Here is a 23,313-nt window from a genome sequence, read left to right as displayed (position 1 = left end):
ACACCGATCGCGTATCCCCCCAAATGGGGATGACTCCCCATCTCGCCGGGGTGCGGATCCGTGCGAGCAGGCCGCCCGGGTCAGGCGTCGAGCAGCGACAGGTCGTCGGCCGAGACGAGCCTCGTGGCGATCGCGTACTCGACGAGGCGCGCCCGCCGATTCGTCGCGAGCTTGCCCCGCCCGCCCCGCAGCCCGGGCACGCCGAGCTTGTCGAGCTTCTCGCACACGTTGTCGAGCTTGCGGTTGAAGGTCGTCATGCTCCAGCCGAGGCGGGCCGCCGCTTCCGCCGAACTCGGCACGCTCCCGCGCCCCGGCACCGCGTTGCGGAGCACCCCTTCGGCCAGCGCGAGCACCAGCTGACGCTGGCTCGTCGTGAGGCTCACCGGCATGACCGTCGTGCTGCCGTCGGTGGTCGTGGCCGTCAGCGAGGTGTTGTAGAAATCCTCCTCGGCGTGGACGGAGAAATCGTAGGTCGTCGCGCCCGCGCTGAAGAGCACGTGCATCGTCTGGAAGACGATCGGCAGCTTCGCGCCAGGCGCCACCCACGCCTGCACGCTGCCGGTGGCATCCGACACCGTCGCCGACAGGAGCTGGCCGACGTTCGAGACCCACCACAGCCCGAACTCCGAGGAGAGGGTGAGGAAGGTGCGGTGCAGGTAGGGGTTCTCGTCGATCGTGAGGTCGGCCTCGCGCCCGATCGTGAAGACGCGGTCGGGCTCGGCGGTGTACCACTCGCCGCAGTACTCCACCTTCAGGGGTCTCATCCCGTGCATCCCGTCACCGACTCGGACGTCTTGCCGGCGCGCTGCACGGCGACGTCGATGCAGGTGCGCAGGCTCGGGTCGAGGCCGTCGACGGTGATCTCGGGGCCCTCGGCCACCGTCGCCGCCCCGGACCCGTCGGCCGGCCGCCACACATATCGATCCCCCTCTTCCCCGTTCGCATGCGAGACCGCGAAGGTCGCGCTCGTGCCGTCGGCGCTGCGCACCCCGGGTTCGACGACCGGCTGCGGCACGCTCGCGGCGACCACCGCGTTCTGCGGGTCGGAGGCCGTCGGCGCCGGCTCCTCGCCGCCCGGCAGGCCGCCGATGACGAGCACCGCCGAGACGACGACGGCGAGGGCGAGCACGGCGGCCGCCGAGACGATGAGCCCGAGGCGCCGGCGCGGGGCTTCGATGCGGTCGAGCCGGTCGGTCTCGTCTTCGGCCGCCCCCGCTGCGGGGCGCTGCCGCATGACCGTGTGGTCGGCGGGCGCTGCGGCCGGGCCGCCTCGGACGACGGTGCCGTCATCGACGGGGGCGGCGAGCGGCGCGATCCGCGGTGCGGCACCGCCCGCGTCGCGGACGACGGTCTGGTCGGAGACCGGCGGGGCCGGGACCTGCGGCACGCGGGGGGCGATCTGCGGCGGGAGGACGACGGCGGGCGCCGCCGGCTGGGCGACGACCGTGCGCACCGAGCGGGCGCGGGTCGCGTCCGGGTCGTCGCCGCCCGAATCGGGTGCGTCCGCAGGCGTCGATTCGACGAGCGAGGGCACGTCGATCTGCGTGGAGGCGTAGCCGAGTTCGAGTTCGACGCGCTGCAGTGCCCGGCCGAACTCGACCGCGCTCGCGTAGCGGTCGCCCGGCCGCACCGCCATGCCTCGCTTCAGCGCCGCGACGAGCGAGGCCGGCACCTCGGGCCGTTCGATGGGGGTGATCGCACCGCGTTCGATACGCCCCATGAGGTCGAGGGCGCCGTTGGAGCGCCCCGGGATCTCGAATGGGCTGCGGCCGGCCAGCAGGGTGTGCACGGTCGCCGCGAGCGAGAACACGTCGCTGCGGGCGTCGGGATGCGGGTCGTCCTCGAACATCTCCGGCGGCGACCACGGCACGCTCATCCCGACCGCCGACTGGCCGGTTCCGCTCGATTCGCCCGGCCGCACCGTCATCGTGTGCACGGGCAGTTCGCCGTCGAAGCCCGAGGAGATGCCGAAGTCGGTCAGGGCCGGCCAGCCGTAGTCGTTCGTGAGGACGTTGGCGGGTTTGATGTCGCGGTGCAGGATGCCGGCGGCATGGGCGGTGCCGATCGCCCCCGCCAGGCGGATGCCGGTGCGCAGCGCGTCCTCGACGCGGAACCGTTCGCGCTTGTACCGCTCCGACAGGCTCGGGCCCGAGCAGTACTCCATGACGAAGTACGGCCGCCCGTCGGCGGCGACGTCGGCGTGGAAGATCGTGACGATGTAGGGATGCGCCGACAGCTGCGCCATGAGGTTCGCCTCGGCGACGAACTGGGAGCGGACCTCGCGGCTGAGGTCGTCGCCGAGGAGCACCTTCACGGCGACCTTGCGCCGCGGCAGCTTCTGCTCGTAGAGGAAGACGTCGGCGAATCCGCCCGAGCCGAGGAGGCCGAGCGGTTCGTAGCCGGGCAGCTCGGGCGGCTGCTGGGCGGTGCGGCGCATCAGGGCTCCTCGATCGCGAGGGTCACGCCGCCGCCGAGGTCGATGACGGTGCCGACGAGCACCGGGGTCGGCTCGCCGCCGCGGAGGCGCACCGGTGCCTTGCCGGGCTGCACGACGATCGTGCCGTTGCGGGAGTCGAGGTCGGTGACGACGACGGTGTCGCCCTCGAGCCCGAGGCGGACGTGGGTACGGGAGATGTCGGGGTCGTCGACGCCGACGCGGACGAGCTTCGGCAGCCGGCCGGCGGCGACGCGGTTCGCGCTCGGCGCCCGGCCGATGAGCAGTTCGTGCCCGATCGACTCGGTGCCGCCGCCCGGCAGACGCAGCACCGGCGCGGCCGGGCCGGACGGGGCCGCCTGCGGGGCGCCGGAGCGCTCGCGCTCCTCGCGCATGCGGCGGATGTCTGCGGCGGCGACGGTCATGCCGTCATGAGTCGCCGAGGCCGCCCTCGGGGGCGGCGGCTGGGGCGGCGGCTGGGGCGGCACCGAAAGCGGGCGGCACGATCGTATGCGCGGGGTCGTCGGCCGCCGGCACGATGGTGTGCTCGGCGAAGGACGGCACGGCCGGAGCCGGCGGGGCCACGGCAGTCGGCGGGGCAACGGGTGCCGCAGCAGGCGGTGCGGGGGCCTGTGCGGCGGGCCGGGCATCCACTCGCGACGGCTCGGTCGCGGGCGCCTCGGCGTGCGGAACCGCGAGGCGGCCCGCCGCCCCGGCCGTGCCGTCGTCCTCGACGCTCAGATGCCCGCTCAGCACGATGCCCGCGAGCAACGGCCAGACGGGCGCGTCGTCGGCGCCCTCGCCCCCGGCGGCGATCTCGAGCACGCCGGCATCGATCGCGGTGCGCTCGCTCCAGGTGCTCACCTCGCGCCCGTCGACCCGCTCCTCGCCGAGGCGCACCTCGATGGGGCCGCGGACGACCGCCCGGGCGACGCCGTTCGCCCCGCCGCGCCGGTACACGAGGGCGAAGGCGGGGGTGCTGCCGAGCCCGCCGGCGGTGAGGCGCTCGATGACGACCGTCGTCGGGTCGTCCTCGGCCAGCGCCTGCCACAGCGCGGCGATCGTCTCGTCGTCGGCGCGTGCCGATTCGAGCACGAGCGCACGCGAGTCGCGCACGAGCGCGATCCACTCCCCCGCCGGATCGGGCCGGTACGTCGTCATCCTTCACCGCTTTCGGGCCTCGGCCGGGTGTCTTCGATGCGGCGGTCGCGCGTCGTCTCGGCGTCGTCGGCCTCGCCGATCGTCGATTCCACGACCACGGCGGTGACGTTGTCGCGGCCGCCGTGCTCGATCGCGGCCTCGACGAGGCGGCCCGCCATGCCCGCAGGATGCTCGGCGTCGCCGGCGAGGATCGCGGCGATCGACTCGTCGGAGAGCTCCTTGGTGAGGCCGTCGGAGCAGATCAGGAACACCTGCCGCCCCTCGGCCGGGATGAGCCAGATGTCGGGGTCGACGACGTCGTCGGCGCCGAGGGCGCGCGTGATGACGTTGCGCTCGGGGTGGCGTTCGGCCTCCTCGGGACGGATGACGCCGGCGTCGACGAGCTCCTGCACGGCGGAGTGGTCGACGCTCAGCTGCGCGAGGCGCCGGCCGTCCCAGCCGTAGATGCGGGAGTCGCCGATGTTGAACACCATCCAGTGGAAGCTCGCACCGTCGCCGGTGTCGACGAGGGCGACGCCGACGAGCGTGGTGCCGGCGACCGCGGTGCCCTCCTCGCCGAGGCCGCTGAGGGCGCGCACGCCGTCGTTGGCGGTATGGATGGCGTCCAGCACGCGTTCGGGGGTCGACGTCGTCCCCCGTTCGATGTGACGGGTGAAGGTCTCCACGACCGTGCGGCTGGCCGCGTCGCCGCGGGCGTGGCCGCCCATGCCGTCGGCGACGAGGTACACGGGGGCTGCGGCGAGCATCGCGTCCTCGTTCACGCGACGCACCCGGCCCGCGTCGCTGCGCGCGCTGTGGGCGATGTGGGCGGTCGCCTCGCTCAGCTCGACGACGCGCTCGTCATCAACTACCACGGGACTCCTCCGGGCGATGGCTGCGGGGTGCAGTGCGGTCGGGTCCGACACCCGTCGTGGGGGTCGCGATCATCCACCGTAGCAAGCCGCGGGCCCCGCCGTGACGCCCGATGTCGCCGCCGGGCTCAGCGCTCCTCGTTCGAGCCCGGCTCCTCGGTGAAGTGGGGCACCTCTTCGAGGAGCTTGCCGCCGCGCTTGCGGGAATCGGCGTTCGCCTTGATGATGCTCGCCACGGTCGCCACGGCCATCGCCGCGACGATGACGCCGAGCGACATCCACGTGGAGATCTCGGGCGCCCACTCGATGTGCTCGCCGCCGTTGATGAAGGGCAGTTCGTTGACGTGCATCGCGTGCAGCACGAGCTTGACGCCGATGAACGCGAGGATGAACGCGATGCCGTACTTCAGGTACTCGAGGCGCTCCAGGAGGCCGCCGAGGAGGAAGTAAAGCTGACGGAGCCCCATGAGCGCGAACACGTTCGCGGTGAAGACGATGAAGGCCGACTGGGTGATGCCGAAGATCGCCGGGATCGAGTCGAGGGCGAAGAGCAGGTCGGTCGTGCCGAGCGCGATGATGACGAGCAGCAGCGGCGTGTAGGCGCGGGATCCGCCCACCGTGGTGCGGAACTTCATCCCGTCGAAGTCGTCGGTGATGTGCACGCGCTTGCGGAGCAGGCGGACGAGCCCGTTCTCCTTCGTGTCGTCATGGTCGGCGAAGGCCTGCTGATAGGCCGTCCAGACGAGCCAGGCGCCGAAGAGGTAGAAGATCCAGCTGAAGTTCTCGATGAGCTGCGCGCCGAGCAGGATGAAGACGCCGCGGAAGATCAGGGCGAGGATGATGCCGATCATCAGCACTTCTTGCTGCATCTTCTTCGGCACCGAGAAGCGGGCCATGATGATGACGAACACGAAGAGGTTGTCGATCGACAGGCTGTACTCGGTCAGCCAGCCGGCGATGAACTGGCCGGCGTGCTCGACGTCGCCGAGCAGCAGCATCAGCAGCGCGAAGATGAGCGCGAGCACGATGTAGAAGACGACCCACAGGGTCGACTCCCGGAACGAGGGCACGTGCGGGCGCTTCAGCACGAGCAGCAGGTCCGCGACGAGGATGAGCGTCAGGACGATGAGCGATCCGACTTCGAACCACACAGGGATCTCGAGTTCCACAGGCTGCCTTTCAGGGGGGGTACGTACGACGGAGTCTCGAACGTCTCTCCCTGCCCTGCCCGGTGACCGGTGCAGCCTCCACGACCGGAGCGGCTGCGACGGCGCTCGTACTGACGATCGTGGAACGAGACGAACGCCTCGCGGGATACTCCCCTTCGCTTCGGCGAGTCTAGCCGATCACACCCCGCACTCGGGGGCGCGTCCGTAGAATTCCCTTCCCGACTCGAAGGAGCCCCAGTGCGCAGAGCGCCGTCCCCCGTCCCCGCATCCTCGCCGGCATATCGCACGGCGCCGTGGTCCAAGGCCATGGGCCTGTTCATCTTCTTCAGCCGCTGGCTGCAGGCACCCCTCTACCTCGGCCTCATCGTCGCGCAGGTCTTCTACGTGATCGTGTTCATGGTGGAGCTCTGGCATCTCGCCGAGGAGGTGCTCGCGCATCCGCTGCACATCGACGAGGCGGACATCATGCTCGCCGTGCTCGGCCTCATCGACGTCGTCATGATCGCGAACCTGCTCATCATGGTCATCATCGGCGGCTACGAGACCTTCGTCTCGCGGATCAAGGTCGACGGGCATCCCGACCAGCCCGAATGGCTGAGCCACGTCAACGCGAACGTGCTGAAGGTCAAGCTGGCGATGGCGATCATCGGCATCTCCTCCATCCATCTGCTGAAGGCGTTCATCGAGGTCGGCGACATGACGAAGGGCGTCGCCAGCGGCACCGAGACCGGCAACGACTACAGCTCAGAGGGCGTGTTCTGGCAGGTGGTGATCCACTGCGTGTTCATCGTCTCGGCCCTCGCGCTCGCGCTCATCGACCGCATGTCTTCGCACGGCGGCACCGCGCACGAGGCGGCGGCGATGCCGGGCATGCCCGGCGACATGCCGGGTGCGGATGCCGCGTCGGCACCCCTCACCGAGGAGGCACCGGGCCCGATCCGCACCCCCTGAGGGTTCCGGGGGTCGTATCCCGCCACCGGAACGCGGTACATGCACCGATCATGGCGGAATACGACCCCCGGAAGCGTCCGGCAGAGGCGGGTGCGGGAATGCGAAGAACCCCCGGTTCCGCATGCGGAACCGGGGGTTCTTCCGGTGTGGTGACCCCAGCGGGATTTGAACCCGCGCTGCCGCCGTGAGAGGGCGGTGTCCTAGGCCGCTAAACGATGGGGCCGTTTTTGCAACTTGAAGAGTATGACACACGGATCGGGGCATTCCAAATCGGGCCGACCCTGCGCGAACACGTGCCGCCGGAGGCATCGAACGCCTGCGGATCAGGCGAAGACCCGCAGCGCGCCGGGCTGCACCTCGGCCTCGATCGGCAGCTCGCCGAGGCGCTCGCCGTCGGCGTAGGCGACCGCGTCGCCGTCGATCCGCACCCGCTTCGCCGTACGGAACTCGACCGCGGGGTGGTCGATATGCGTTCCGGAGAATACGCGCGGGAAGACCCGCAGCAGTCCGATGCGCGGCAGCGGATGCACGATGAACACGTCGAGCAGCCCGTCGTCGAGCGCTGCGTGCGGCACGATCCGCATCCCGCCGCCGATGGAGGCGTTGTTCGCGACCGAGATGAGCATCGCGCGCACCTCGCGGCGCTCCCCGTCGATCTCGAGCACGTACGGCCGTGCGCGGTAGCCGAGGAGTTCGCGGACGAGCGCGATCGTGTAGCGGCTGGCGCCGCGCGGGCGGCGCATCCGGTTCGCGCGCTCGTTGACGACGGCGTCGAAGCCGGCCGAGAGCACGCCGGCGAACCAGCGCCCGTCGCCCGTGCGCACGGCGTCGATCGCGCGCGGCGGCCGGTCGAGCGCGGCGAGCAGCGCATCGGTCGCGGCCGTCGGGTCGTCGTGCGGGATGCCGAGGCCGCGCGCCAGGTCGTTGCCCGTGCCGGTCGGGACGAGGCCGAGGGGGATGCCGGTCTCGCCGATCGCGTTGAGGGCGAGCGAGACGAGGCCGTCGCCGCCGACCACGACGACGCCGTCGGGGTCGTGCCCGAGGGCCGAGCGCAGCTCGCGGTCCAGGAGGGCCGCGTTCGGCTCCTGCAGCATCTCGACGGCGTACCCGGCGGCCTCGAGGCGGGCGACGACCGCGGCGCCGACCGCACGGTGACGGCCGAAGGAGGCGGAGGGGTTCACGGCGACGACGAGTCGGCGGATGCCGGGATGCTGCATGGATGCATTCTCGCGCATGGAAGGTGCGCGCCCGGGCATCCACTGCCGGCATCCACGCCCGCATGCTTGCGCCCGCCGCGCACGGGGTGTTGGCTCGGAGCATGCGCCTGACGAAGCTCGAACACGCCGCCTTCACCGTCGAGAACGCAGGCCGCCGCCTCGTCGTCGACCCGGGATCGTTCACCGCCCCGATCACGGCCGACGATGTGGACGCCGTCGTCATCACCCACCAGCACGCCGATCACTGGACGGCCGAGCACCTCGAACGCATCCTCGCGGCCAACCCCGCCGCGCGCGTCCTCGGCCCCGCCGGGGTGGCCGCCGCCGTCGGCGACGCCGCCCCCGTCGAGACGGTCGCCGCCGGGGACGAGGTCGAGGTCGGCCCGTTCCGGCTGCGTTTCTTCGGCGGGCGGCACGCCGTGATCCACCCCTCGATCCCCGTCGTCGACAACCTCGGCGTGCTCATCGACGACACCGTCTATTACGCCGGAGACTCGTTCGCGGTGCCCGGCGACGTCGACGTCACGGTGCTCGCCGCGCCCGCCGGCGCCCCCTGGATGAAGCTCGCCGAGGCGATGGACCACATCGTCGACCTCGCCCCGCGGCACGTCTTCGCGACGCACGACATGGGGCTCTCCGAGGTGGGCCTCGGCCTGTCGGCGCCGCGCCTGAAATGGGCCGTCGAGCAGGGCGGCGGCAGCTACCACGACCTCAGGCCGGGCGACGCGCTCGAGGTGTGACCCGGAGGCCGGGGTGCCTCAGTGCAGCCCGAGGTACGTCTCCAGGGTCTCGGGGCTCGCCGTGAGCCGCGGCTCGTGCACGGCCTCGCCGGGGAACTCGCTCGCCTCGAAGAACCAGCGGTTCGAGGCCGGCATGCCCCACAGTTGCGCCCGGCGCGGGTTCGACACGTCCCAGCGGATCGGCGGCGTCTCGAGGTCGATGAACTGGTAGTGCGTGTTGAAGAGCTCGATACGGTGCTGGTCGGGGTCGCGCAGGTAGAGGAAGAGCGCGTTGCTGATGCCGTGGCGGCCGGGGCCGCGGTCGATCTCGTCGCCGAAGCCGAGGGAGCCGGCCACGTCGGCGGCGTGCAGCAGCGACGAGCCGTCGGGCACGGCGTAGGCGAAGTGGTGGAGCCTCGGGCCTCGGCCGTTGGTGAAGACGAGGTCGTGCGTGTTGCCCTTGACCTCCATCCACGAGCCCCAGAGTTCGTCGGTGCCGTCCTTCGCGGTGTATTCCGACAGGCGCATGCCGAGACCCGTCCAGAAGTCGGTGGCGGCCTGCACGTCGTAGGTGACGACCTGGTAGTGGTCGAGGCGCTGCGGGAAGCCGGCGCGGTATTCGTCGTAGTGCTGCATGCGGCGGTCGACGACGTCCATCGAACTGGTGAGCTCCATCCGGGTTCCGACGGGGTCGGTGAACTGCAGGGTGGGGCCCTGGTGGGGCTTCTCGACGCGGCGGTGGTGGATGCCGGTGGCGGCGAAGTGCGCTTCGGCTGCGGCGATGTCGGCGTCGCTTCGGACCCGGAGGCCGACGCGGTGGGCTTTGGCCTCGGCGGCGCGTTCGAGCACGAGGCTGTGGTGTGCGGCTTCTTCGAGCCCGCGGAGGTAGACGGCGTCGTCCGTCTCCTCGGTGACGACGAGGCCGATGACGTCCCGGTAGAAGTCGCGGCTCGCTTCCAGGTCGGTGACGCCGAGCGAGACATGGCTCGCGCGGGTGATCGTGAAGGGCGGGGCGGGGTTGGTCTCGGGCAGCATGGCTGGTCTCCTCGTGCGGCGGGTGGGTGGTCGCCTCCATCGTCCGCAGTGGATGCCGGGAGCGGAATCCCCGGAACGACTCGCACGCCATAGACGCACACTATGGAACAGGGTCTCCTATGCTCTGAGTCGTGGAACTGCGCGCGCTGCGATACTTCGCCGCCGTCGTCGAGTCCGGCTCGCTGACGGCGGCCGCCGCGCGCCTGCACCTCTCCCAGCCCTCCCTCAGCGTCGCGATCGGCAAGCTCGAGACCGAGGCCGGCGTGCCCCTGCTCGTGCGCTCCTCCCGCGGCGTCGAACCGACCGGGGCCGGCCGGTTCCTCCTCGAGGCCTCCTCGCGCGTGCTCGGCGAGGTCGACGGCATCCTCTCCACCCTCCGCCGCTACGGCGCGGGCACGCTCGGCTCCCTCACGATGGCCGCGGTGCCCGTGCTCATGTGGCGGCGGGTCCCCGAGCTGCTCCGCGCGCACGCGGCCGAGGCGCCGGGCGTCGAGATCCGGCTCGTGGATCCGCCGCCGTGGACCGCGATGGATCTCGTGCAGGAGCGCAGCGCCGATCTCGCGGCGATCCTCGTCGCCGATGCGCCGCGCTTCGCCGCCCGGCACCGCGGAGCCTTCGAGCTGGTCGACTGGGGCGAGGTGCCGCTCGTGGGCGTGCTGCCCCCGGGCGAGACCGACGCGCCGGATCCGCTCCCCCTCGCCGCCTTCGAGGCCCGCACCCTCGTGCTGCCGCATCGGACCTCCGCCGTGCCGAGCCTGCCGGAGGCCGTCGAGGCCGCCCTGCTCGCCCACGGCGTCGCCCCCGCCGCGGTCCGCACCGCGCCGACGATCCAGACGAGCATCCCGCTCATCGAGGCCGGCCTCGCCTGCGGGATCCTCCCCGACCCGGATCGCACCGGGCTCGCGCGCTTCGACGTGGTCGTGCGCCGTCTGGAGCCCGAACCGGATCCGCTCCGCGCCCTCGTGCTCGCCCGCCCGGGGGCCTCCGCCGAGCCCGCGCTCGGCCGGCTCCTCGCCCGGATCTCCGCGCCGGCCGAGCAGATCGCGCAGGATCCTGTGCGAAATCCGATATGATTTTTCGCGGTGCCGCTCACGGCTCGGGCCGCAGCGCACCGCCCCCGAGAGAGGAACGACGTGGCCAAGAGCAAGGCCGAACAGGCCTACGACATCCTGAAGGCGCGCATCATGGACGGGACCTACGGGCCCGGCTACCGCCTCGTCATCGACCAGCTCGGCCGCGAGCACGGCATCAGCTCGGTGCCCTGGCGCGAATCGCTGCGCCGCCTCGAAGCCGAGGGCTGGGTCGACATCGTGCCGAACGTCGGCGCCCTCGTGAAGACCTTCGACACCGACACCTGGAAGCGCACCATCCGCCTCCTCGCCCGCCTCGAGGGCCTCGCGACGGCCCTCTCGGCCGAGAAGCTCACCGCCGAGGACCTCGAGCACGCCCGCGCCCTGAACCGGAACATGCGCGAAGCCCTCTCCGACTTCGACACCGCCCGCTTCGGCGCCCTCAACCGGCAGTTCCACGAGTTCCTCTGCTCGCGCAGCGAGGACGAACGGCTCGAGGGCCTCGTCGACGCCGAGTGGACCCGTATGGACATCATCCGCCGCTCCGCGTTCTGGTACGCCCCGGGCCGGGCCGTCGCCTCGATCGCCGAGCACGACGCGCTCCTCGACCTCATCGAGTCGGGCGCCGACGCCGAGGCGATCGAGACCGCCGCCAAACAGCACGAGATCAACACCCTCGAGGCGGTGCTCGCGCACGACGCCGCCCAGGCCGCGCAGAACGCGACGGTCTGAGCATGCCCGAGCGCCGCGAGAGCATCGAACTGCCGGGCTTCGGCCACGCGAACCCGATCCCGGCCGCGAGCCGGATCGGGCCGTTCCTCTTCTCCGGCGCGCTCACCGGGCGCGACCCCGAGACGCGCGAGATGCCCGCCGGCCTCGACGCGCAGGCCGCGAACGTGTTCCGCCACGTGCGCGAACTGCTCGCCGCGGCCGGAGGCACCACCGACGACATCGCGAAGATGACCTTCCACCTCGCCGAATACCGCGACCGCGAGGCGCTGAACCGCGAATGGCTCGCGATGTTCCCCGACCCGGCGAGCCGGCCGGCCAGGCAGGCGATCGCCGCCGTGCTCGACGGCGGCTCCCTCATCCAGTGCGACCTCGTGGCCGTGCTGGACGACGGGCGCGGCTGACACCGGGCGCGGCTGACACCGGGCGCAGCCGGCACCGGGCGCAGCCGACCGGGCGCGGCCTCAGGACCCGGCGTGCCGCCGCATCCACTCGGCGAGGTAGGCCTTGCCGTAGTCGTTGCCGTTCGGCATCCGCAGGGTCGTGTGCACGTGGAAGCGCGCCGGCAGGCGGTTCGCGAGCCAGACGCCCGCGTGATGGTCGAGCTCGGCGAGGATCACGGGCCCGTGGATGCGGAAGTAGCACGGCTCGGAGCCGTCGGTCGCGCCGTACCACGAGAAGCGCGTCTCGGCGAGGGTCGCCTCGACCTCGGCGAGGGTCGCCGCCCGCTGCGGTTCGGCGAGAAGCAGCAGGAAATCCTCGACGATCGCACGGAGGAGCTCCTGCTGGTGCGCATCGAGCTCGCTCGCCAGGATGCCCTCGTACGGCACGACGCGGTTGTCGCGGAACGCGCCGGCGACGTGCCGCTCGTCGGCCGGATGCAGCCGGCCCTCGGGCATCGCGGGGTCGAGCACCGAGTCGTAGACGACGGCCGCCGCACGCTGGGCGCCGGTGAGCGACTCGGCGAGCTCGATCGCGAGGCGCTCCCGGGCGGCGAAGAGCGGTTCGCGCCCCTCGGCGACGGCCGGTTCGCCGCCGAGGAAGACGGGGGCGACGACGTGCCGGCCGCCGACCGAGACGAAGTTGACGGCTGCGTGGTGGCCGAAGAGCTGCCAGCCCCAGGGGCCTTCGCCCGGTTCGCCGAAGATGGCGAACCAGTAGCTCCGCTCGTTCATCACGGTCGGCAGTCGGGTGAGCTCGCCGAGGTAGCCGTTCAGCCGCATCGCCTCGCGCACCCGGTCGTAGCCTTCCGGGCTGAGCGTGGCGCGCATGAGGGCGTGCACGGCATCCACCGCGGGCTCGTCCTCGTCTTCGAGGCGGATGCCCGTGCGGAAGAAGACGAACTCGGGGTTGCTCCAGCCGCGCCACTCGGGGGCGTCGACCGGGTACGAGATGCGCGCGCGACCGGCCGGCGACAGGGCGTCGAGCAGGCGGCCGGCCGCGGCGATCGCCTCGGCGTCGTCGCCGAACGGTTCATCCGGGAGCCGGTAGCGGCCGGGCTCGGGCTCGCCGCCGGTCGTGATGCCGACGAACGGCTCGCGATAGAGCCCCTCCCAGGTCTCGAGCAGCTCCCTGAGGAACGGCGCCGTGTACCGATCGGCCGTGAACTCCTCGTAGCCCATGCCCCGGTACGGGGCGAGGGTCGGGTCGTCGAGGTCGTAGAGGTAGTCGCGGAAGCTGCCCGCGGCCTGCGCGACGGCCTCGCTGCGACCGGCCGTGCGGGCCGTCGTGAAGAAGCCGTCGATGTCCTCGCCGTGCGCGCTCATCGTCTTCGGCTCAGATCGGCAGGTTGAAGAGGCGCTTGGCGTTGCCTGCGAGCACGAGCTCGCGGTCGGCGTCGGAGATCTCGAGCTCGTTCTGCACGAAGTCGACGCCCTGGCCCATCCAGCTGTAGAAGACGGGGAAGGAGCTGCCGAAGAGGTAGTGGTCGGCGCCGCCGATCTCGAGGGCGGCCTCGACCTGCGTCTTGCCCCAGGAGTGCGGGTGGGTGAGGTCGAAGAAGATGTTCTCGTCGAGGTAGCGGGTGATCTTCTCGCCGCTCGCGGAGTCGAGGCGGTTCATCGCCTCGGCCTTGTTCGAGCCGTGCGGCGTGAGCAGGGCCTGGTTGGCGAACCAGTTGCCGCCGAGCATGGTGTGGATGAAGCGCAGCCCCGGCATCCGGTCGAACATGCCGCTGAACAGCTCGCGGCCGACGGCGGTGGCCTGGTCGACGATGCGGCCGAATTCGCGGCGCAGGTTGGTGTAGTCGATGACGGAGTTGTATTCGACGGGCAGCGGCGTGTGGTGGACGACGACGGGGATGTCGAGCTTCTCGATGACCTTCAGGTAGGGCTCGAAGACCTCGTCGTCGAGGTAGAGCTGCCCGTAGTGGCACGCGAGCTGCACGCCGACGGCGCCGAGTTCCTTCACGCAGCGCTCGAGCTCGTAGATATTCTCCTTGCCGCCCCACGGCGGCACGCAGGCGGTCGCGAAGAGGCGGCCGCCGGAGCGGGCGACGATGTCGGCGGCGTTGTCGTTGACGGCGCGGCAGGTTTCGAGGCCGAGCCACTCCTGCCAGACGGGCACGCGCATGACGCCGTAGTCGACGCCGGCGTCGTCCATGGCGGCGAGTTTGGACTCGACGGAGTAGTCGCCCTCGACGTAGTTCAGGTTCGGGTAGCCCTTGGGCTTCTCGAGCACGAGCTGCTTGCGCCCGTCGTCCATGGTGATGACGCTCGCGATCTCGCCGAAGCCGCGCGGGGCGGAGTTCAGGAAGCCGTTCAGGATCGCTTCGTTCGTGAAGAGGTCTTCGGGCAGGTGGTGGATGTTGATGTCGACGACGGTCATCTTGACGGTCCTTCTCCTGGTCGCTTCGTTGCGCCGGATCGCGCGTGGCGTGATTCGGGTTCCCGGGTGCGGATGCCGGGGTGCACCATTATCGTGTGCGATTTCCTATGCGAATGCAAGCCGGACGCATGATTCATCGCGCTTGAAATCGTGTGTGATCTCTCGTACGATCGCCGACAGACATTCGAGGAGGAATGCCGACATGACCGAGATCACCACCCGCGACATCACCGTCGAGCACGACGGCGAGGCCCTGTTCGGCCTGCTCGTCGCCCCCGCCGGCGCCCGGAGCCGGCCCGGCATCCTGCTCGTGCACGACGCCTTCGGACTCGGCGAGGACATGATCGCCATCGCCCGACGCCTCGCCGGCGCCGGCTACGCCGTCTTCGCCGCCGACGTCTGGGGCGAACGCCGCACCCCGGCCGACGAAGCCGGGATCGGCCCCCTCATCGGCGGCATGGTCGCCGACCGCGAACGATGGATCGGGCGCATCGCCGCATCCCGCGACGCCGCCGCCGCACAGCCCGAGATCGACGTCGACGCCCTCGCCGGCCTCGGCTACTGCTTCGGCGGCTCCTCCCTGCTCGAGTACCTGCGCACCGGCGGACGCCTGCGCGCGGCCGCCGCGATCCACCCCGGCCTCGACCTCGTCGCAGACGGCTGGGCGGCCGCCCGGGCCGACACCGAGGTCCTCGTCTGCGTCGGCGCCGACGACCCCATGGCCACCGCCGAGATGCGCGAACGCCTGCACGCGGCGATGAGCGGCGCCGGCATCGACTGGCGGGAAGAGCTCTACAGCGGCACCGTCCACGCCTTCACGAGCCCGAAGGCCGCGCACTCCCCGAACCCCGAGGTCATCGCCTACCACCCGAGGAACGCCCGCCGCGCCTGGGACGCCGCGATCGCCCTCCTCTCCGAGACCCTGCCCCTTCCGCACGTCGCCGCCGCGTGAGCGCGCGGCCGCCGCAGACGCCCGGCCGCCCGACCGGCCCGGCACACACAGAAAGACCGAGGAATCCATGCTCGACATCGCCATCATCGGAGCCGGCCCGGCGGGGCTCGCGACCGCCCTGCGCCTGCACCAGCGCGGCTTCCGGCCCCGCATCTACGAGACCGTCGCCGAACTGAAACCCCTCGGCGTCGGCATCGACGTCAAGGTGTACGGCACGCGCGAACTCGACGAACTCGGCCTCCTCGACGCATTCCGGGCGATCTCGGTCGACGCGCAGGAATCGATCTTCTTCAACAACCACGGCCAGGAGATCTACGCCGAACGCTGCGGCACCCACATGGGCTACCTGCACGAACAGCGCTTCGTGCACCGCGGCACCCTGCAGATGTTCCTCTACGACACGGTCGTCGAACGCCTCGGCGCCGACGCCGTCGTCCAGGGCGCACGCGTCACCGGCTACACCCAGGACGCCGACCGGGTGACCCTCGGCATCCGCACCGCCGACGGGGCCACGAGCGAAGCCGTGCACGACCTCGTCATCGCCGCCGACGGCATCAACTCCACCATCCGCCGCCAGATGCACCCCGAGAGCGCAGACCCGAAGTACTCCGGCATCACCATGTGGCGCGGCACCACCCTCATGGAACCGTTCAAGACCGGCGGCACCATCCTGCACATCGGCGACCCGCGGGTCTCCAGCTGCATCGTCTATCCCATCGCCGACGACTTCGAAGGCAGCGGCCTCACCCTCGTGAACTGGGTCGTCGAGGCCACCCGCGACGAATCCGTCGAAGACTGGAACCAGCTCGGCACGGTCGAGGAGATCCTGCCGTACTACGACGACTGCGAGATCGACTTCCTCGACGTGCAGGAGATGCTCCGGAACGCCCGCGAGGTCTACCTCTTCCCGCTCATCGACCACGACCCCCTCGACAGCTGGGTCGACGGCCGCGTCGTGCTCCTCGGCGACGCCGCCCACGCCATGTACCCCCGCGGCGGCAACGGAGCCTGCCAGGCCATCGTCGACTCGCGCGTCATCGCCGAGAAGCTCGCCGAAGGCGGCGACCCCCGCGAGGCGCTCGCCGCCTTCGAAGCCGAACGCCTCGAGGCCGTGAACCGCATCGTCATGGCCAACCGGGGCGAGGGCTACGAGGTCATCCGCCGCATGGTCGCCGAACGCACCGACGGCAAGCCCTTCGACGACATCGAGGCCGTGCTGCCGCTGGCCGAGGCCGACGCGATCTTCAGCACCTACCACGCCCTCGTCGGCCAGCCCCGGCCCGGCCACGAAGCCGGCGAGGCGAGCGGCTTCCGCAGCTGGGAGCTGGTCGAGCGATGAGCGAGGTCGCACGCGCCGATCGGGCGACGCGGGATGCCGTGCTCGCCGTCGAGGCCGAACGCCGCCGCGCCCTGCTCGCCGCAGACCTCGACGCGCTCGACGCGCTCTTCGACGACGCGCTCGTGCACATCCACGCCCCGGGCGTCCGGCACGACAAGGCCATGCTGCTCGAACACGTCGCCACCCGGCAGGCCTACCTCGACACCGAGCGCGGCGAACTCGACATCCGAGTGATCGGCGACGTCGCCATCGCGACCGGAGCCATCCGCAACCGGCTGCGGAACCCCGACGGCACCGAACGCACGCTCACGGGCGTCGTCACCCAGGTGCTCCGGCACGGCGAAGACGGGCGGTGGCGCTTCGTGCACTTCCAGATGACACCCGACGGCGAACAGGTCTGGGGCGCACTGCCCTCGCAGCAGGCCGCGCAGGGCGGGGCGGACTCGTGAAACTCGCCCGCTACCGCATCGGCGACGGCCCCGCCCTCGTCGGCCGCGTCGACCTCGGCGACGCCGGCGACCGGATCACGGAGCTCACCGGCACCGCGGGCATCGGCACCTCGCTCCGCGAGATCCTGCCGCGCCTGGCCGAACTGAAGCCCGCGATCCTCGCCGCCGCCGGCAGGACGCATCCGCTCGCCGATGCCACCCTGCTCGCCCCGATCGACGACCCGCAGAAATACCTCGCGATCGGGATGAACTACAAGGAGCACGCCGAAGAGGCGCGCGCCGCCGGCATCCCGACCCCCACGAACCAACTGTGGTTCAACAAGCAGGTCTCGGCCATCACCGGCCCGTACGACCCGATCGTGCGGCCCGCCGTCTCCGAGCAACTCGACTACGAGATCGAACTCGGCGTCGTCATCGGCCGGCGCTGCCGACACGTCGGCCGCGACGACGCGAGGTCGGTCATCGCCGGCTACCTCGTCGCCGACGACGTCTCGGTGCGCGACTGGCTGCAGAAGCGCTCCCCCACCTTCACGCTCGGCAAGTCCTTCGACACCCACGGCCCCATCGGCCCGTGGCTCACGAGCGACGACGAGATCGCCGACCCGCACGCGCTGGGCATGCGGCTGAGCGTCAACGGAGAGGTGCGGCAGGACTGGCGCACCGACGACATGATCTACGACATCTTCGAGCAGATCGCCGAACTCAGCACGGTGATGACGCTCATGCCGGGCGACATCCTCGCCACCGGCACGCCCGCCGGGATCGGTGCGCCCACCGGCCGGTTCCTGCGGGCAGGGGATGTCGTGCGCGCCGAGATCGACGGTCTCGGCGTCATCGAGAACCGGGTCGTCGAAGAGGAGGCGCCCTGACCCGGCCGTTCCACCGCCCCGCACCGAGGGGTTGTTCCGAGTACGTACACTCGATCATCGTGCGTCGCCGAACGGCGAAGCACAGACGCAAGGAGGCGTCGATGTCCACCAAATCACTGCTCTTGCGAGCGCTCGTACCGCTGAGCGCCGCCGCCCTGCTGCTCACCGGCTGCACCTCAGGCTCCGACACCTCGAAGGCGGCCGAATCCGCGGAGACCCTGCGCGTGAACTGGGGAACCTTCCCCGAGAGCTGGGCGCCCGGCGCCCAGTCGATGGAACCCGGCTACATGCGCGTGCCCTACGAGACGCTCGTGCTGCGCGAGTTCGACGGCACGATCCTGCCGAACCTCGCCACCGAATGGGAGTTCGGCGAGGGCGCGACATCGCTCACGCTCACCCTGCGCGACGACGTCACCTTCCACGACGGCACCCCGTTCGACGCCGAAGCCGTGAAGGCGAACCTCGAATACGTCCGCGACGTCGTCGGCGGCCAGTTCGGCGGGCCGCTGAAGGCCGGCGTCTCCGGCGTGACCGTCGTCGATCCCACGACCGTCACCTTCGAGTTCACCCGTCCCTACGGCACCTTCCTCGACCTGCTCAGCCAGCGGAACCTCCCGATGGCCAGCCCCGCCGCCATCGCCGACGGAACCATCGAGACGCACCCGGTCGGCACGAGCCCGTGGGCCTACGACGAGTCGGAGTCCGTCGAAGGCACCCGCATGTTCTTCGGCGCATACGAGGACTACTGGGGCGAAGCGCCCGGCTTCCCGAACATCGAGCTCTACGCGATCGCCGACGACACCGCGGCCACCGCGGCCCTGCTCGCCGGCGACATCGACGTGACCGACACCGAGACCGACGAACTGCCGCGCCTCGACGCCGCACCCAACGCCGAAACCTTCGACTACCCGGCGATCCGCAACAACATCACCTTCTTCGACCGCGGGCAGGGCGGGGTCTTCGCCGACCAGAAGGTGCGCCAGGCGCTCTGCTACGCGATGGACGCCTCCGTCGTCGCCGAGCTCGGCGGCGGCAACCCCGAGAACCAGCACTTCCTCGAAGGCGAATTCGGGTACAACCCCGACATCACGGGCTTCTCGGCCGACCTCGCACAGGCGGAGAAGCTGCTCGCCGAAGCCGGCAACCCCGAGATCAGCGCCGAGATCGGCGCCGCGCCGTTCAACAAGCAGGAGATCACGATCCGCGCCGAGCAGATGAACGAACTGCCCGGGGTGAACATCACGGTGCAGGAGCTCACCATGCCGCAGTTCCTCTCCACCTGGAACAGCGGCCAGTACGCCCTCGGCATGGGCAACAACCCGCAGATCACCCCCGCCGACTGGTACGGCGCCTGGTTCTCCGAAACGGCGCTCGCCAACCCCTCCAAGTACGCCAGCGACGAGCTGAAGGCGCTCGCCGGCGCCGCCCAGCAGACCCGCGGCGGCACCCCCGAGGCCGACGAAGCCTGGCAGGCCGTGATGAAGCAGATCTCCGACGAGGCGCTCTCCTGCAGCCACTTCGCCAGCAACGAGATCATCGCGTACAACACCGACACCGTGACGGACGTGCAGCCGGCCATCCAGGCCTGGGAGCAGGTCCTGATCGACTACCGCGCGGCCCGCCCGGCCGCCTGATCCGGCCCGCACCGGCATCCGTTCGACGACGAAGGAGCACCACCCATGGCACCACGAGCGACGAGTCAGCGGGAGGCACCGTGCTGAAACTCATCGGCACCCGCCTCGCGCTCGTGGTGCCACAGCTCCTCATCGTCTCGGTGCTGGTGTTCCTGCTCGTCTACCTCATCCCGGGCAGCGCCGCCGCGATGGTGCTCGGCGACGCGGGCGCCACCCCCGAGGACATCGCGCGGGTCGAGGCCGAACTCGGCCTCGACCGGCCGGTGCCCGTGCGCCTCGCCGAATGGATCGGGGCGGCCGTGCAGGGCGACCTCGGGCAGTCCCTGCAGAGCGGCCGGCCCGTCGCCGAACTCATCGGTCAGCGCCTGCCGGCGACCCTCTCCCTCGTCGGCGGCGGCCTCGTCGTCGCGATCCTGCTCGGCGTCGGGCTCGGCGTCCTCGCCGGCACCCACGCACGCCGCCCCGTCGACCGCGGCGTGACCGCGTTCACCTCGCTCATGCAGTCGGTGCCGGAGTTCTGGCTCGGCCTCATCCTGGTGCTCGTCTTCGTCATCCAGCTCGGCGTCGCCCCCGTCGTCGCCTGGGTGCCGCCGGCCGACGACCCGATCGCCTGGCTCGGCGGCCTCGTGCTGCCCTCGCTCGCGCTCGGCGCCGGCGCCTCGGCCCTCATCGCCCGGCAGACGCGCACCGCCGTCGCCGCCGCCCTCGAATCCCGCTACGCCGACACCCTCACGGCCGCCGGCGTGCCGCGCTGGAAGATCATCTGGGTCTACGCGCTGAAGAACGCGATGGTGCCCGTGCTCGCCTCGGCGGCCCTTGCCGTCTCGATCCTCTTCGGCACGAGCCTCGTCATGGAGCGCGTCTTCGCCTTCCCCGGGGTCGGCACCATGCTCCTGAACGGCGTCATCGGCAAGGACTTCCCGCTCGTGCAGGGCACGGTGCTGGTCGTCTGCATCATCATCATCGCCGTGAACCTCGTCGTCGACATCGGCTACGGCATCATCAACCCGAAGGCGAGGCCGCAGTGAGCCGCCCCACTCCCCCGAAGACCAGTTCGTTCGCGGCCGTCGGCGGCCGCGGCGGTGCACGACGCGGCGGCGCGGGCGGCCGGCTGCTGCGCCAGCCGACGACGGTGCTCGCGGGCGTGTGGATCCTCATCGTCGTCGTCTCGGCGGTGTTCGCCCCGGCGCTGGCCCCCTACGACCCGCTCGAGAACACCTTCGCCGCCGACGCCGTGCTGCAGGGCCCGAGCGCCGAGCACTGGCTCGGCACCGACGAGAACGGCCGCGACGTGCTGAGCCGCATCCTCTACGGTGCGCGGATCGCCCTGCTCGTCGGCGTCGGCTCGGTGCTCGTCGCGATGCTCATCGGCGTGCCGATCGGGCTGCTCCTCGGCTATCGGGGCGGCTGGTGGGACCGCATCGGCACCCGCTTCGTCGACATCGTCGACGCCCTGCCGGGCATGCTCACGGCCTTCGCCGTCATCGCGATCCTCGGCCGGGGGCTGCCGTCGCTCATGCTCGCCATCGGCCTCATCTTCTGCATGAACTTCGCCCGCATGTCGCGGGCGATCACCCTCGCCGAGCGCGGCAAGCTCTACGTCGACGCCGCGAAGGTCTCCGGCATCGGCGAGGCGGCGATCCTGTTCCGGCAGATCCTGCCGAACCTCGCCGGCCCCCTCGTCATCCAGGGCGCGATCCTCACCGGTTCGGCGATCATCATCGAGTCGATGCTGAGCTTCCTCGGCATCGGCCTCGAGTCGGCCGTGCCGTCATGGGGCGGCCTGCTCGGCACGGCGGCCGCCAAGCTCGCCGTGCAGCCGTTCCTCGCGATCCCGCCGGGCATCGTCATCGTGCTCACCGTGCTCTCGTTCAACCTCATCGGCGACGGCGTGAACGACGCCCTGCAGGGAGAGAAGCGCGCACGGGTGAAGGTGCGGAAGGCGCCGAAGCGCGCCGCCGCGGCGACGGTGCCCGCGGTGGATGCCGGACCGGGCGCCACTGCGGCATCCGCACCCCCGGCATCCGCACCCCTGCTCGACGTGCGCCGGCTGACCGTCAGCCTGCACACGGCCGAGGCGACGACGCCCCTCGTCCGCGACGTCGATCTCGCCATCGGCCGCGGCGAGATCGTGGGCCTGCTCGGCGAGTCCGGCTCGGGCAAGTCGATGCTCGCCCGCGCGATCCTGAACCTGTCGCCCGCGGGCATCGGTGTGAGCTCGGGCAGCATCCTGCTCGACGGCCGCGACATCGCCGGGCTCGGCGAGAAGCAGCTGCGGGATGTGCGGGGCGTGCGCCTGGCCGCGGTGTTCCAGGACCCGATGGCCTCCCTCTCCCCCGTGCACACCATCGGGACGCAGCTGACCGAACCGCTGCGGGTGCACTTCAAGCTCGGCCGCGCGGAGGCGCGGGCGCGGGCAGCGGCCCTCCTCGAACGCGTCGGCGTCGCCAACGCGGCCGGCCGCCTCGGCGACTACCCGCACCAGTTCTCGGGCGGCATGGCGCAGCGCGTCGCGATCGCCATCGCGATCGCCTCCAAGCCCGAGCTCATCATCGCCGACGAGGCGACGAGCGCCCTCGACGTGACCACGCAGTCGCAGGTGCTCGACCTGCTGCTGGAGCTCCGCGAGGAGTTCGGCCTGAGCATCCTGCTCATCACCCACAGCCTCGGGGTCGCCGCCGAGGCCTGCGACCGCGTCGCCGTCATGTACGCCGGCGAGATCGTCGAAACGGCGAGCGTGGAAGACCTCTTCGACCGTCCGCGGCATCCGTACACGGCGGCGCTGCTCGCCGCGAACCCGACCCGCGACCTGGATGCCGACCGCCTGCCGACGATCCCGGGTCTCGTGCCGCTCGCCGGCCAGTGGCCGGAAGGCTGCCACTTCGCGAGCCGCTGCCCCGCCGCGACCGACGACTGCCGCATCGCGGCGATCCCGATGATCGACGATGTGCGATGCGCGCGCGTCGACGAACTGAAGCTGGAGGTGGTGCGATGAGCGCGCCCCTGATCGCCGCTGCGGATGCCGGCACCGCTGCGTCCGCGGCATCCGCCGCCCCGCTGCTCCGAGTCGACGACCTCGCCGTCTCGTACGGGGCCACGGGCCTCTTCGGGCGCGCCGCCGCCCGCGTGGTGGAAGGCGTCGGCTTCGACATCGGTGCCGGCGAGACCCTCGGCCTCGTCGGCGAATCGGGATCGGGCAAGTCGACCACCGGTCGCGCGATCCTCCGGCTGCTGCCGGTGGCCGCCGGCACGATCTCCTTCGAGGGCACCGATCTGGCAGGCTTCGGCCGACGCACCCCGCTGTCGTACCGACGCGGCGTGCAGGCCGTGTTCCAGGATCCGTCGATGTCGCTGAACCCGCGCAAGACGGTCTCGTACAGCCTGACCGCCGCCCTCGCCAAGCACGGCATCGGCGACCGGCGCGAACGCGAAGACCTCGCCCGGGAGGCCTTCGAGCAGGTCGGCCTGCAGCGGGCCCACCTCGCCCGGTTCCCCTCGGAGCTGTCGGGCGGCCAGCAGCAGCGCGTCGCGATCGCCCGCGCCCTCGTGCTCCGGCCCAAGCTCGTCGTCTGCGACGAAGCGGTCAGCGCCCTCGACCTGTCCACGCAGAGCCAGATCATCAACCTGCTCATGGACCTCCAGCAGCAGACCGGCATGAGCTACCTCTTCATCGCCCACGACCTCGGCATCGTCCGCCACATCTCCGACCGCATCGCCGTCATGCAGCGCGGCCGCCTCGTCGAGCTCGCCGACGCCGACGAACTCTTCACCGCACCGCAGCACCCGTACACGCGGCGGCTGCTCGCCGCGACCCCCGCCGACCACCCGGCCGGGCGCGAAGAGCGCCGCCGGGCGCGGCTCGCGGATGCGGCGAGGGAGCGCACCGACGAGCGGTCTCGCGCGTGAGG

General features: G+C 71.3%; 23 protein-coding genes and 1 tRNA gene. 13 read left to right on the top strand and 11 right to left on the bottom strand.

The features are described 5' to 3' along the window. Positions 1 to 80: 80 nt before the first annotated feature. The 6 genes from G127AT_RS14395 to G127AT_RS14370 form a co-directional block, all read right to left on the bottom strand. On the bottom strand, positions 81 to 764 hold the full coding sequence (locus tag G127AT_RS14395) for an FHA domain-containing protein (RefSeq protein WP_210898028.1): 684 nt from the start codon (positions 762 to 764) through the stop codon (positions 81 to 83). Further along, positions 761 to 2,437: a serine/threonine-protein kinase gene (locus G127AT_RS14390; RefSeq protein WP_210898026.1), complete on the bottom strand. Its 1,677-nt coding sequence runs from the start codon at positions 2,435 to 2,437 to the stop codon at positions 761 to 763. The genes G127AT_RS14395 and G127AT_RS14390 overlap by 4 nt, the downstream gene beginning before the upstream one ends. Further along, positions 2,437 to 2,859, bottom strand: coding sequence for an FHA domain-containing protein (locus tag G127AT_RS14385; protein WP_210898024.1), 423 nt, complete (start codon positions 2,857 to 2,859; stop codon positions 2,437 to 2,439). The genes G127AT_RS14390 and G127AT_RS14385 overlap by 1 nt, the downstream gene beginning before the upstream one ends. A 4-nt stretch (positions 2,860 to 2,863) precedes the next feature. Continuing rightward, positions 2,864 to 3,595, bottom strand: coding sequence for a hypothetical protein (locus G127AT_RS14380; RefSeq protein WP_210898022.1), 732 nt, complete (start codon positions 3,593 to 3,595; stop codon positions 2,864 to 2,866). Next, a complete protein-coding gene (locus G127AT_RS14375) occupies positions 3,592 to 4,449 on the bottom strand; it encodes a PP2C family protein-serine/threonine phosphatase (protein WP_244857611.1) in 858 nt (285 codons plus the stop codon). The genes G127AT_RS14380 and G127AT_RS14375 overlap by 4 nt, the downstream gene beginning before the upstream one ends. 125 nt (positions 4,450 to 4,574) lie before the next feature. Beyond that, the gene (locus tag G127AT_RS14370; protein ID WP_210898020.1) at positions 4,575 to 5,615 is read right to left on the bottom strand and encodes a TerC/Alx family metal homeostasis membrane protein; all 1,041 of its coding nucleotides are present in this window, start codon (positions 5,613 to 5,615) and stop codon (positions 4,575 to 4,577) included. Positions 5,616 to 5,852: 237 nt separating this feature from the next. Between G127AT_RS14370 and G127AT_RS14365 the strand changes: the two genes are divergently transcribed. Continuing rightward, a complete protein-coding gene (locus tag G127AT_RS14365; RefSeq protein WP_244857610.1) occupies positions 5,853 to 6,566 on the top strand; it encodes a TIGR00645 family protein in 714 nt (237 codons plus the stop codon). A 147-nt stretch (positions 6,567 to 6,713) separates the two neighbouring features. On the opposite strand, the gene G127AT_RS14360 is transcribed toward G127AT_RS14365, so the two are convergent. Both G127AT_RS14360 and G127AT_RS14355 read right to left on the bottom strand, forming a co-directional pair. Beyond that, positions 6,714 to 6,789 (bottom strand) — tRNA-Glu (locus tag G127AT_RS14360). 100 nt (positions 6,790 to 6,889) lie between these two features. Beyond that, positions 6,890 to 7,783, bottom strand: a complete 894-nt coding sequence (locus tag G127AT_RS14355) for a diacylglycerol/lipid kinase family protein (RefSeq protein WP_210898018.1) — start codon at positions 7,781 to 7,783, stop codon at positions 6,890 to 6,892. Positions 7,784 to 7,884: 101 nt separating this feature from the next. Here G127AT_RS14355 and G127AT_RS14350 point away from each other — a divergent pair, with 101 nt between their 5' ends. Next, positions 7,885 to 8,523 (top strand): MBL fold metallo-hydrolase, encoded by a 639-nt coding sequence (locus tag G127AT_RS14350; RefSeq protein WP_210902179.1) that lies wholly within the window; start codon positions 7,885 to 7,887, stop codon positions 8,521 to 8,523. A gap of 18 nt (positions 8,524 to 8,541) precedes the next feature. On the opposite strand, the gene hpaD is transcribed toward G127AT_RS14350, so the two are convergent. Further along, positions 8,542 to 9,537, bottom strand: a complete 996-nt coding sequence (gene hpaD / locus G127AT_RS14345) for a 3,4-dihydroxyphenylacetate 2,3-dioxygenase (protein WP_210898015.1) — start codon at positions 9,535 to 9,537, stop codon at positions 8,542 to 8,544. A 131-nt stretch (positions 9,538 to 9,668) separates the two neighbouring features. On the opposite strand from hpaD, the gene G127AT_RS14340 reads away from it, so the two are divergent. Genes G127AT_RS14340 through G127AT_RS14330 form a run of 3 tightly spaced genes read left to right on the top strand, consistent with a single transcriptional unit; the run spans position 9,669 to position 11,740 of the window. After that, a complete protein-coding gene (locus G127AT_RS14340; protein ID WP_210898011.1) occupies positions 9,669 to 10,610 on the top strand; it encodes a LysR family transcriptional regulator in 942 nt (313 codons plus the stop codon). Positions 10,611 to 10,670: 60 nt separating this feature from the next. Continuing rightward, positions 10,671 to 11,339, top strand: coding sequence for a GntR family transcriptional regulator (locus G127AT_RS14335; RefSeq protein WP_244857609.1), 669 nt, complete (start codon positions 10,671 to 10,673; stop codon positions 11,337 to 11,339). A 2-nt stretch (positions 11,340 to 11,341) separates the two neighbouring features. Beyond that, complete coding sequence (locus G127AT_RS14330; RefSeq protein WP_210898009.1) at positions 11,342 to 11,740, top strand: RidA family protein; 399 nt, start codon at positions 11,342 to 11,344, stop codon at positions 11,738 to 11,740. Positions 11,741 to 11,800: 60 nt separating this feature from the next. Here the strand turns inward: G127AT_RS14330 and G127AT_RS14325 are convergent, their stop codons facing one another. Both G127AT_RS14325 and G127AT_RS14320 read right to left on the bottom strand, forming a co-directional pair. Beyond that, positions 11,801 to 13,102 carry a DUF3500 domain-containing protein gene (locus G127AT_RS14325; protein ID WP_210898007.1) on the bottom strand — a complete coding sequence of 434 codons (1,302 nt, stop codon included), beginning with the start codon at positions 13,100 to 13,102 and terminating at the stop codon, positions 11,801 to 11,803. Between the two features lie 10 nt (positions 13,103 to 13,112). Further along, complete coding sequence (locus G127AT_RS14320; RefSeq protein WP_210898005.1) at positions 13,113 to 14,162, bottom strand: amidohydrolase family protein; 1,050 nt, start codon at positions 14,160 to 14,162, stop codon at positions 13,113 to 13,115. A 202-nt stretch (positions 14,163 to 14,364) separates the two neighbouring features. Between G127AT_RS14320 and G127AT_RS14315 the strand changes: the two genes are divergently transcribed. The 8 genes from G127AT_RS14315 to G127AT_RS14280 all read left to right on the top strand — a co-directional run bounded on the left by G127AT_RS14315 (position 14,365) and on the right by G127AT_RS14280 (position 23,311). After that, a complete protein-coding gene (locus tag G127AT_RS14315; protein ID WP_210898003.1) occupies positions 14,365 to 15,114 on the top strand; it encodes a dienelactone hydrolase family protein in 750 nt (249 codons plus the stop codon). A 67-nt stretch (positions 15,115 to 15,181) separates the two neighbouring features. After that, positions 15,182 to 16,453 carry an FAD-dependent monooxygenase gene (locus tag G127AT_RS14310; RefSeq protein WP_210898001.1) on the top strand — a complete coding sequence of 424 codons (1,272 nt, stop codon included), beginning with the start codon at positions 15,182 to 15,184 and terminating at the stop codon, positions 16,451 to 16,453. Further along, positions 16,450 to 16,902 (top strand): YybH family protein, encoded by a 453-nt coding sequence (locus tag G127AT_RS14305; protein WP_210897999.1) that lies wholly within the window; start codon positions 16,450 to 16,452, stop codon positions 16,900 to 16,902. The genes G127AT_RS14310 and G127AT_RS14305 overlap by 4 nt, the downstream gene beginning before the upstream one ends. After that, positions 16,899 to 17,771, top strand: a complete 873-nt coding sequence (locus G127AT_RS14300) for a fumarylacetoacetate hydrolase family protein (RefSeq protein WP_210897998.1) — start codon at positions 16,899 to 16,901, stop codon at positions 17,769 to 17,771. Before G127AT_RS14305 ends, G127AT_RS14300 begins: the two co-directional genes overlap by 4 nt. A gap of 101 nt (positions 17,772 to 17,872) precedes the next feature. Beyond that, on the top strand, positions 17,873 to 19,405 hold the full coding sequence (locus G127AT_RS14295; protein WP_210897996.1) for an ABC transporter substrate-binding protein: 1,533 nt from the start codon (positions 17,873 to 17,875) through the stop codon (positions 19,403 to 19,405). Positions 19,406 to 19,485: 80 nt separating this feature from the next. Then, a complete protein-coding gene (locus tag G127AT_RS14290; RefSeq protein ID WP_210897994.1) occupies positions 19,486 to 20,433 on the top strand; it encodes an ABC transporter permease in 948 nt (315 codons plus the stop codon). Next, positions 20,430 to 22,400 carry a dipeptide/oligopeptide/nickel ABC transporter permease/ATP-binding protein gene (locus G127AT_RS14285; protein ID WP_210897992.1) on the top strand — a complete coding sequence of 657 codons (1,971 nt, stop codon included), beginning with the start codon at positions 20,430 to 20,432 and terminating at the stop codon, positions 22,398 to 22,400. Before G127AT_RS14290 ends, G127AT_RS14285 begins: the two co-directional genes overlap by 4 nt. Further along, positions 22,397 to 23,311: an ATP-binding cassette domain-containing protein gene (locus tag G127AT_RS14280; RefSeq protein WP_210897990.1), complete on the top strand. Its 915-nt coding sequence runs from the start codon at positions 22,397 to 22,399 to the stop codon at positions 23,309 to 23,311. Before G127AT_RS14285 ends, G127AT_RS14280 begins: the two co-directional genes overlap by 4 nt. Positions 23,312 to 23,313: the final 2 nt, after the last annotated feature.

It is taken from the genome of Agromyces archimandritae (assembly GCF_018024495.1).
Classification (GTDB): domain Bacteria; phylum Actinomycetota; class Actinomycetes; order Actinomycetales; family Microbacteriaceae; genus Agromyces; species Agromyces archimandritae.
Note: the sequence above shows the minus strand (reverse complement) of the source record. Positions and strands in the feature narration are given on the sequence as shown.

What these genes read in the sequence shown, in the direction of transcription:
- G127AT_RS14330 (WP_210898009.1), top strand. Translation starts at nt 11,342, where the DNA reads ATGCCCGAGCGCCGCGAGAGCATCGAACTGCCGGGCTTCGGCCACGCG.
- G127AT_RS14355 (WP_210898018.1), bottom strand. Translation starts at nt 7,783, where the DNA reads ATGCAGCATCCCGGCATCCGCCGACTCGTCGTCGCCGTGAACCCCTCC.
- G127AT_RS14320 (WP_210898005.1), bottom strand. Translation starts at nt 14,162, where the DNA reads ATGACCGTCGTCGACATCAACATCCACCACCTGCCCGAAGACCTCTTC.
- G127AT_RS14295 (WP_210897996.1), top strand. Translation starts at nt 17,873, where the DNA reads ATGTCCACCAAATCACTGCTCTTGCGAGCGCTCGTACCGCTGAGCGCC.
- G127AT_RS14305 (WP_210897999.1), top strand. Translation starts at nt 16,450, where the DNA reads ATGAGCGAGGTCGCACGCGCCGATCGGGCGACGCGGGATGCCGTGCTC.
- G127AT_RS14350 (WP_210902179.1), top strand. Translation starts at nt 7,885, where the DNA reads ATGCGCCTGACGAAGCTCGAACACGCCGCCTTCACCGTCGAGAACGCA.
- G127AT_RS14280 (WP_210897990.1), top strand. Translation starts at nt 22,397, where the DNA reads ATGAGCGCGCCCCTGATCGCCGCTGCGGATGCCGGCACCGCTGCGTCC.
- G127AT_RS14385 (WP_210898024.1), bottom strand. Translation starts at nt 2,859, where the DNA reads ATGACCGTCGCCGCCGCAGACATCCGCCGCATGCGCGAGGAGCGCGAG.
- G127AT_RS14390 (WP_210898026.1), bottom strand. Translation starts at nt 2,437, where the DNA reads ATGCGCCGCACCGCCCAGCAGCCGCCCGAGCTGCCCGGCTACGAACCG.
- G127AT_RS14325 (WP_210898007.1), bottom strand. Translation starts at nt 13,102, where the DNA reads ATGAGCGCGCACGGCGAGGACATCGACGGCTTCTTCACGACGGCCCGC.
- G127AT_RS14310 (WP_210898001.1), top strand. Translation starts at nt 15,182, where the DNA reads ATGCTCGACATCGCCATCATCGGAGCCGGCCCGGCGGGGCTCGCGACC.
- G127AT_RS14380 (WP_210898022.1), bottom strand. Translation starts at nt 3,595, where the DNA reads ATGACGACGTACCGGCCCGATCCGGCGGGGGAGTGGATCGCGCTCGTG.
- G127AT_RS14315 (WP_210898003.1), top strand. Translation starts at nt 14,365, where the DNA reads ATGACCGAGATCACCACCCGCGACATCACCGTCGAGCACGACGGCGAG.
- hpaD (WP_210898015.1), bottom strand. Translation starts at nt 9,537, where the DNA reads ATGCTGCCCGAGACCAACCCCGCCCCGCCCTTCACGATCACCCGCGCG.
- G127AT_RS14395 (WP_210898028.1), bottom strand. Translation starts at nt 764, where the DNA reads ATGAGACCCCTGAAGGTGGAGTACTGCGGCGAGTGGTACACCGCCGAG.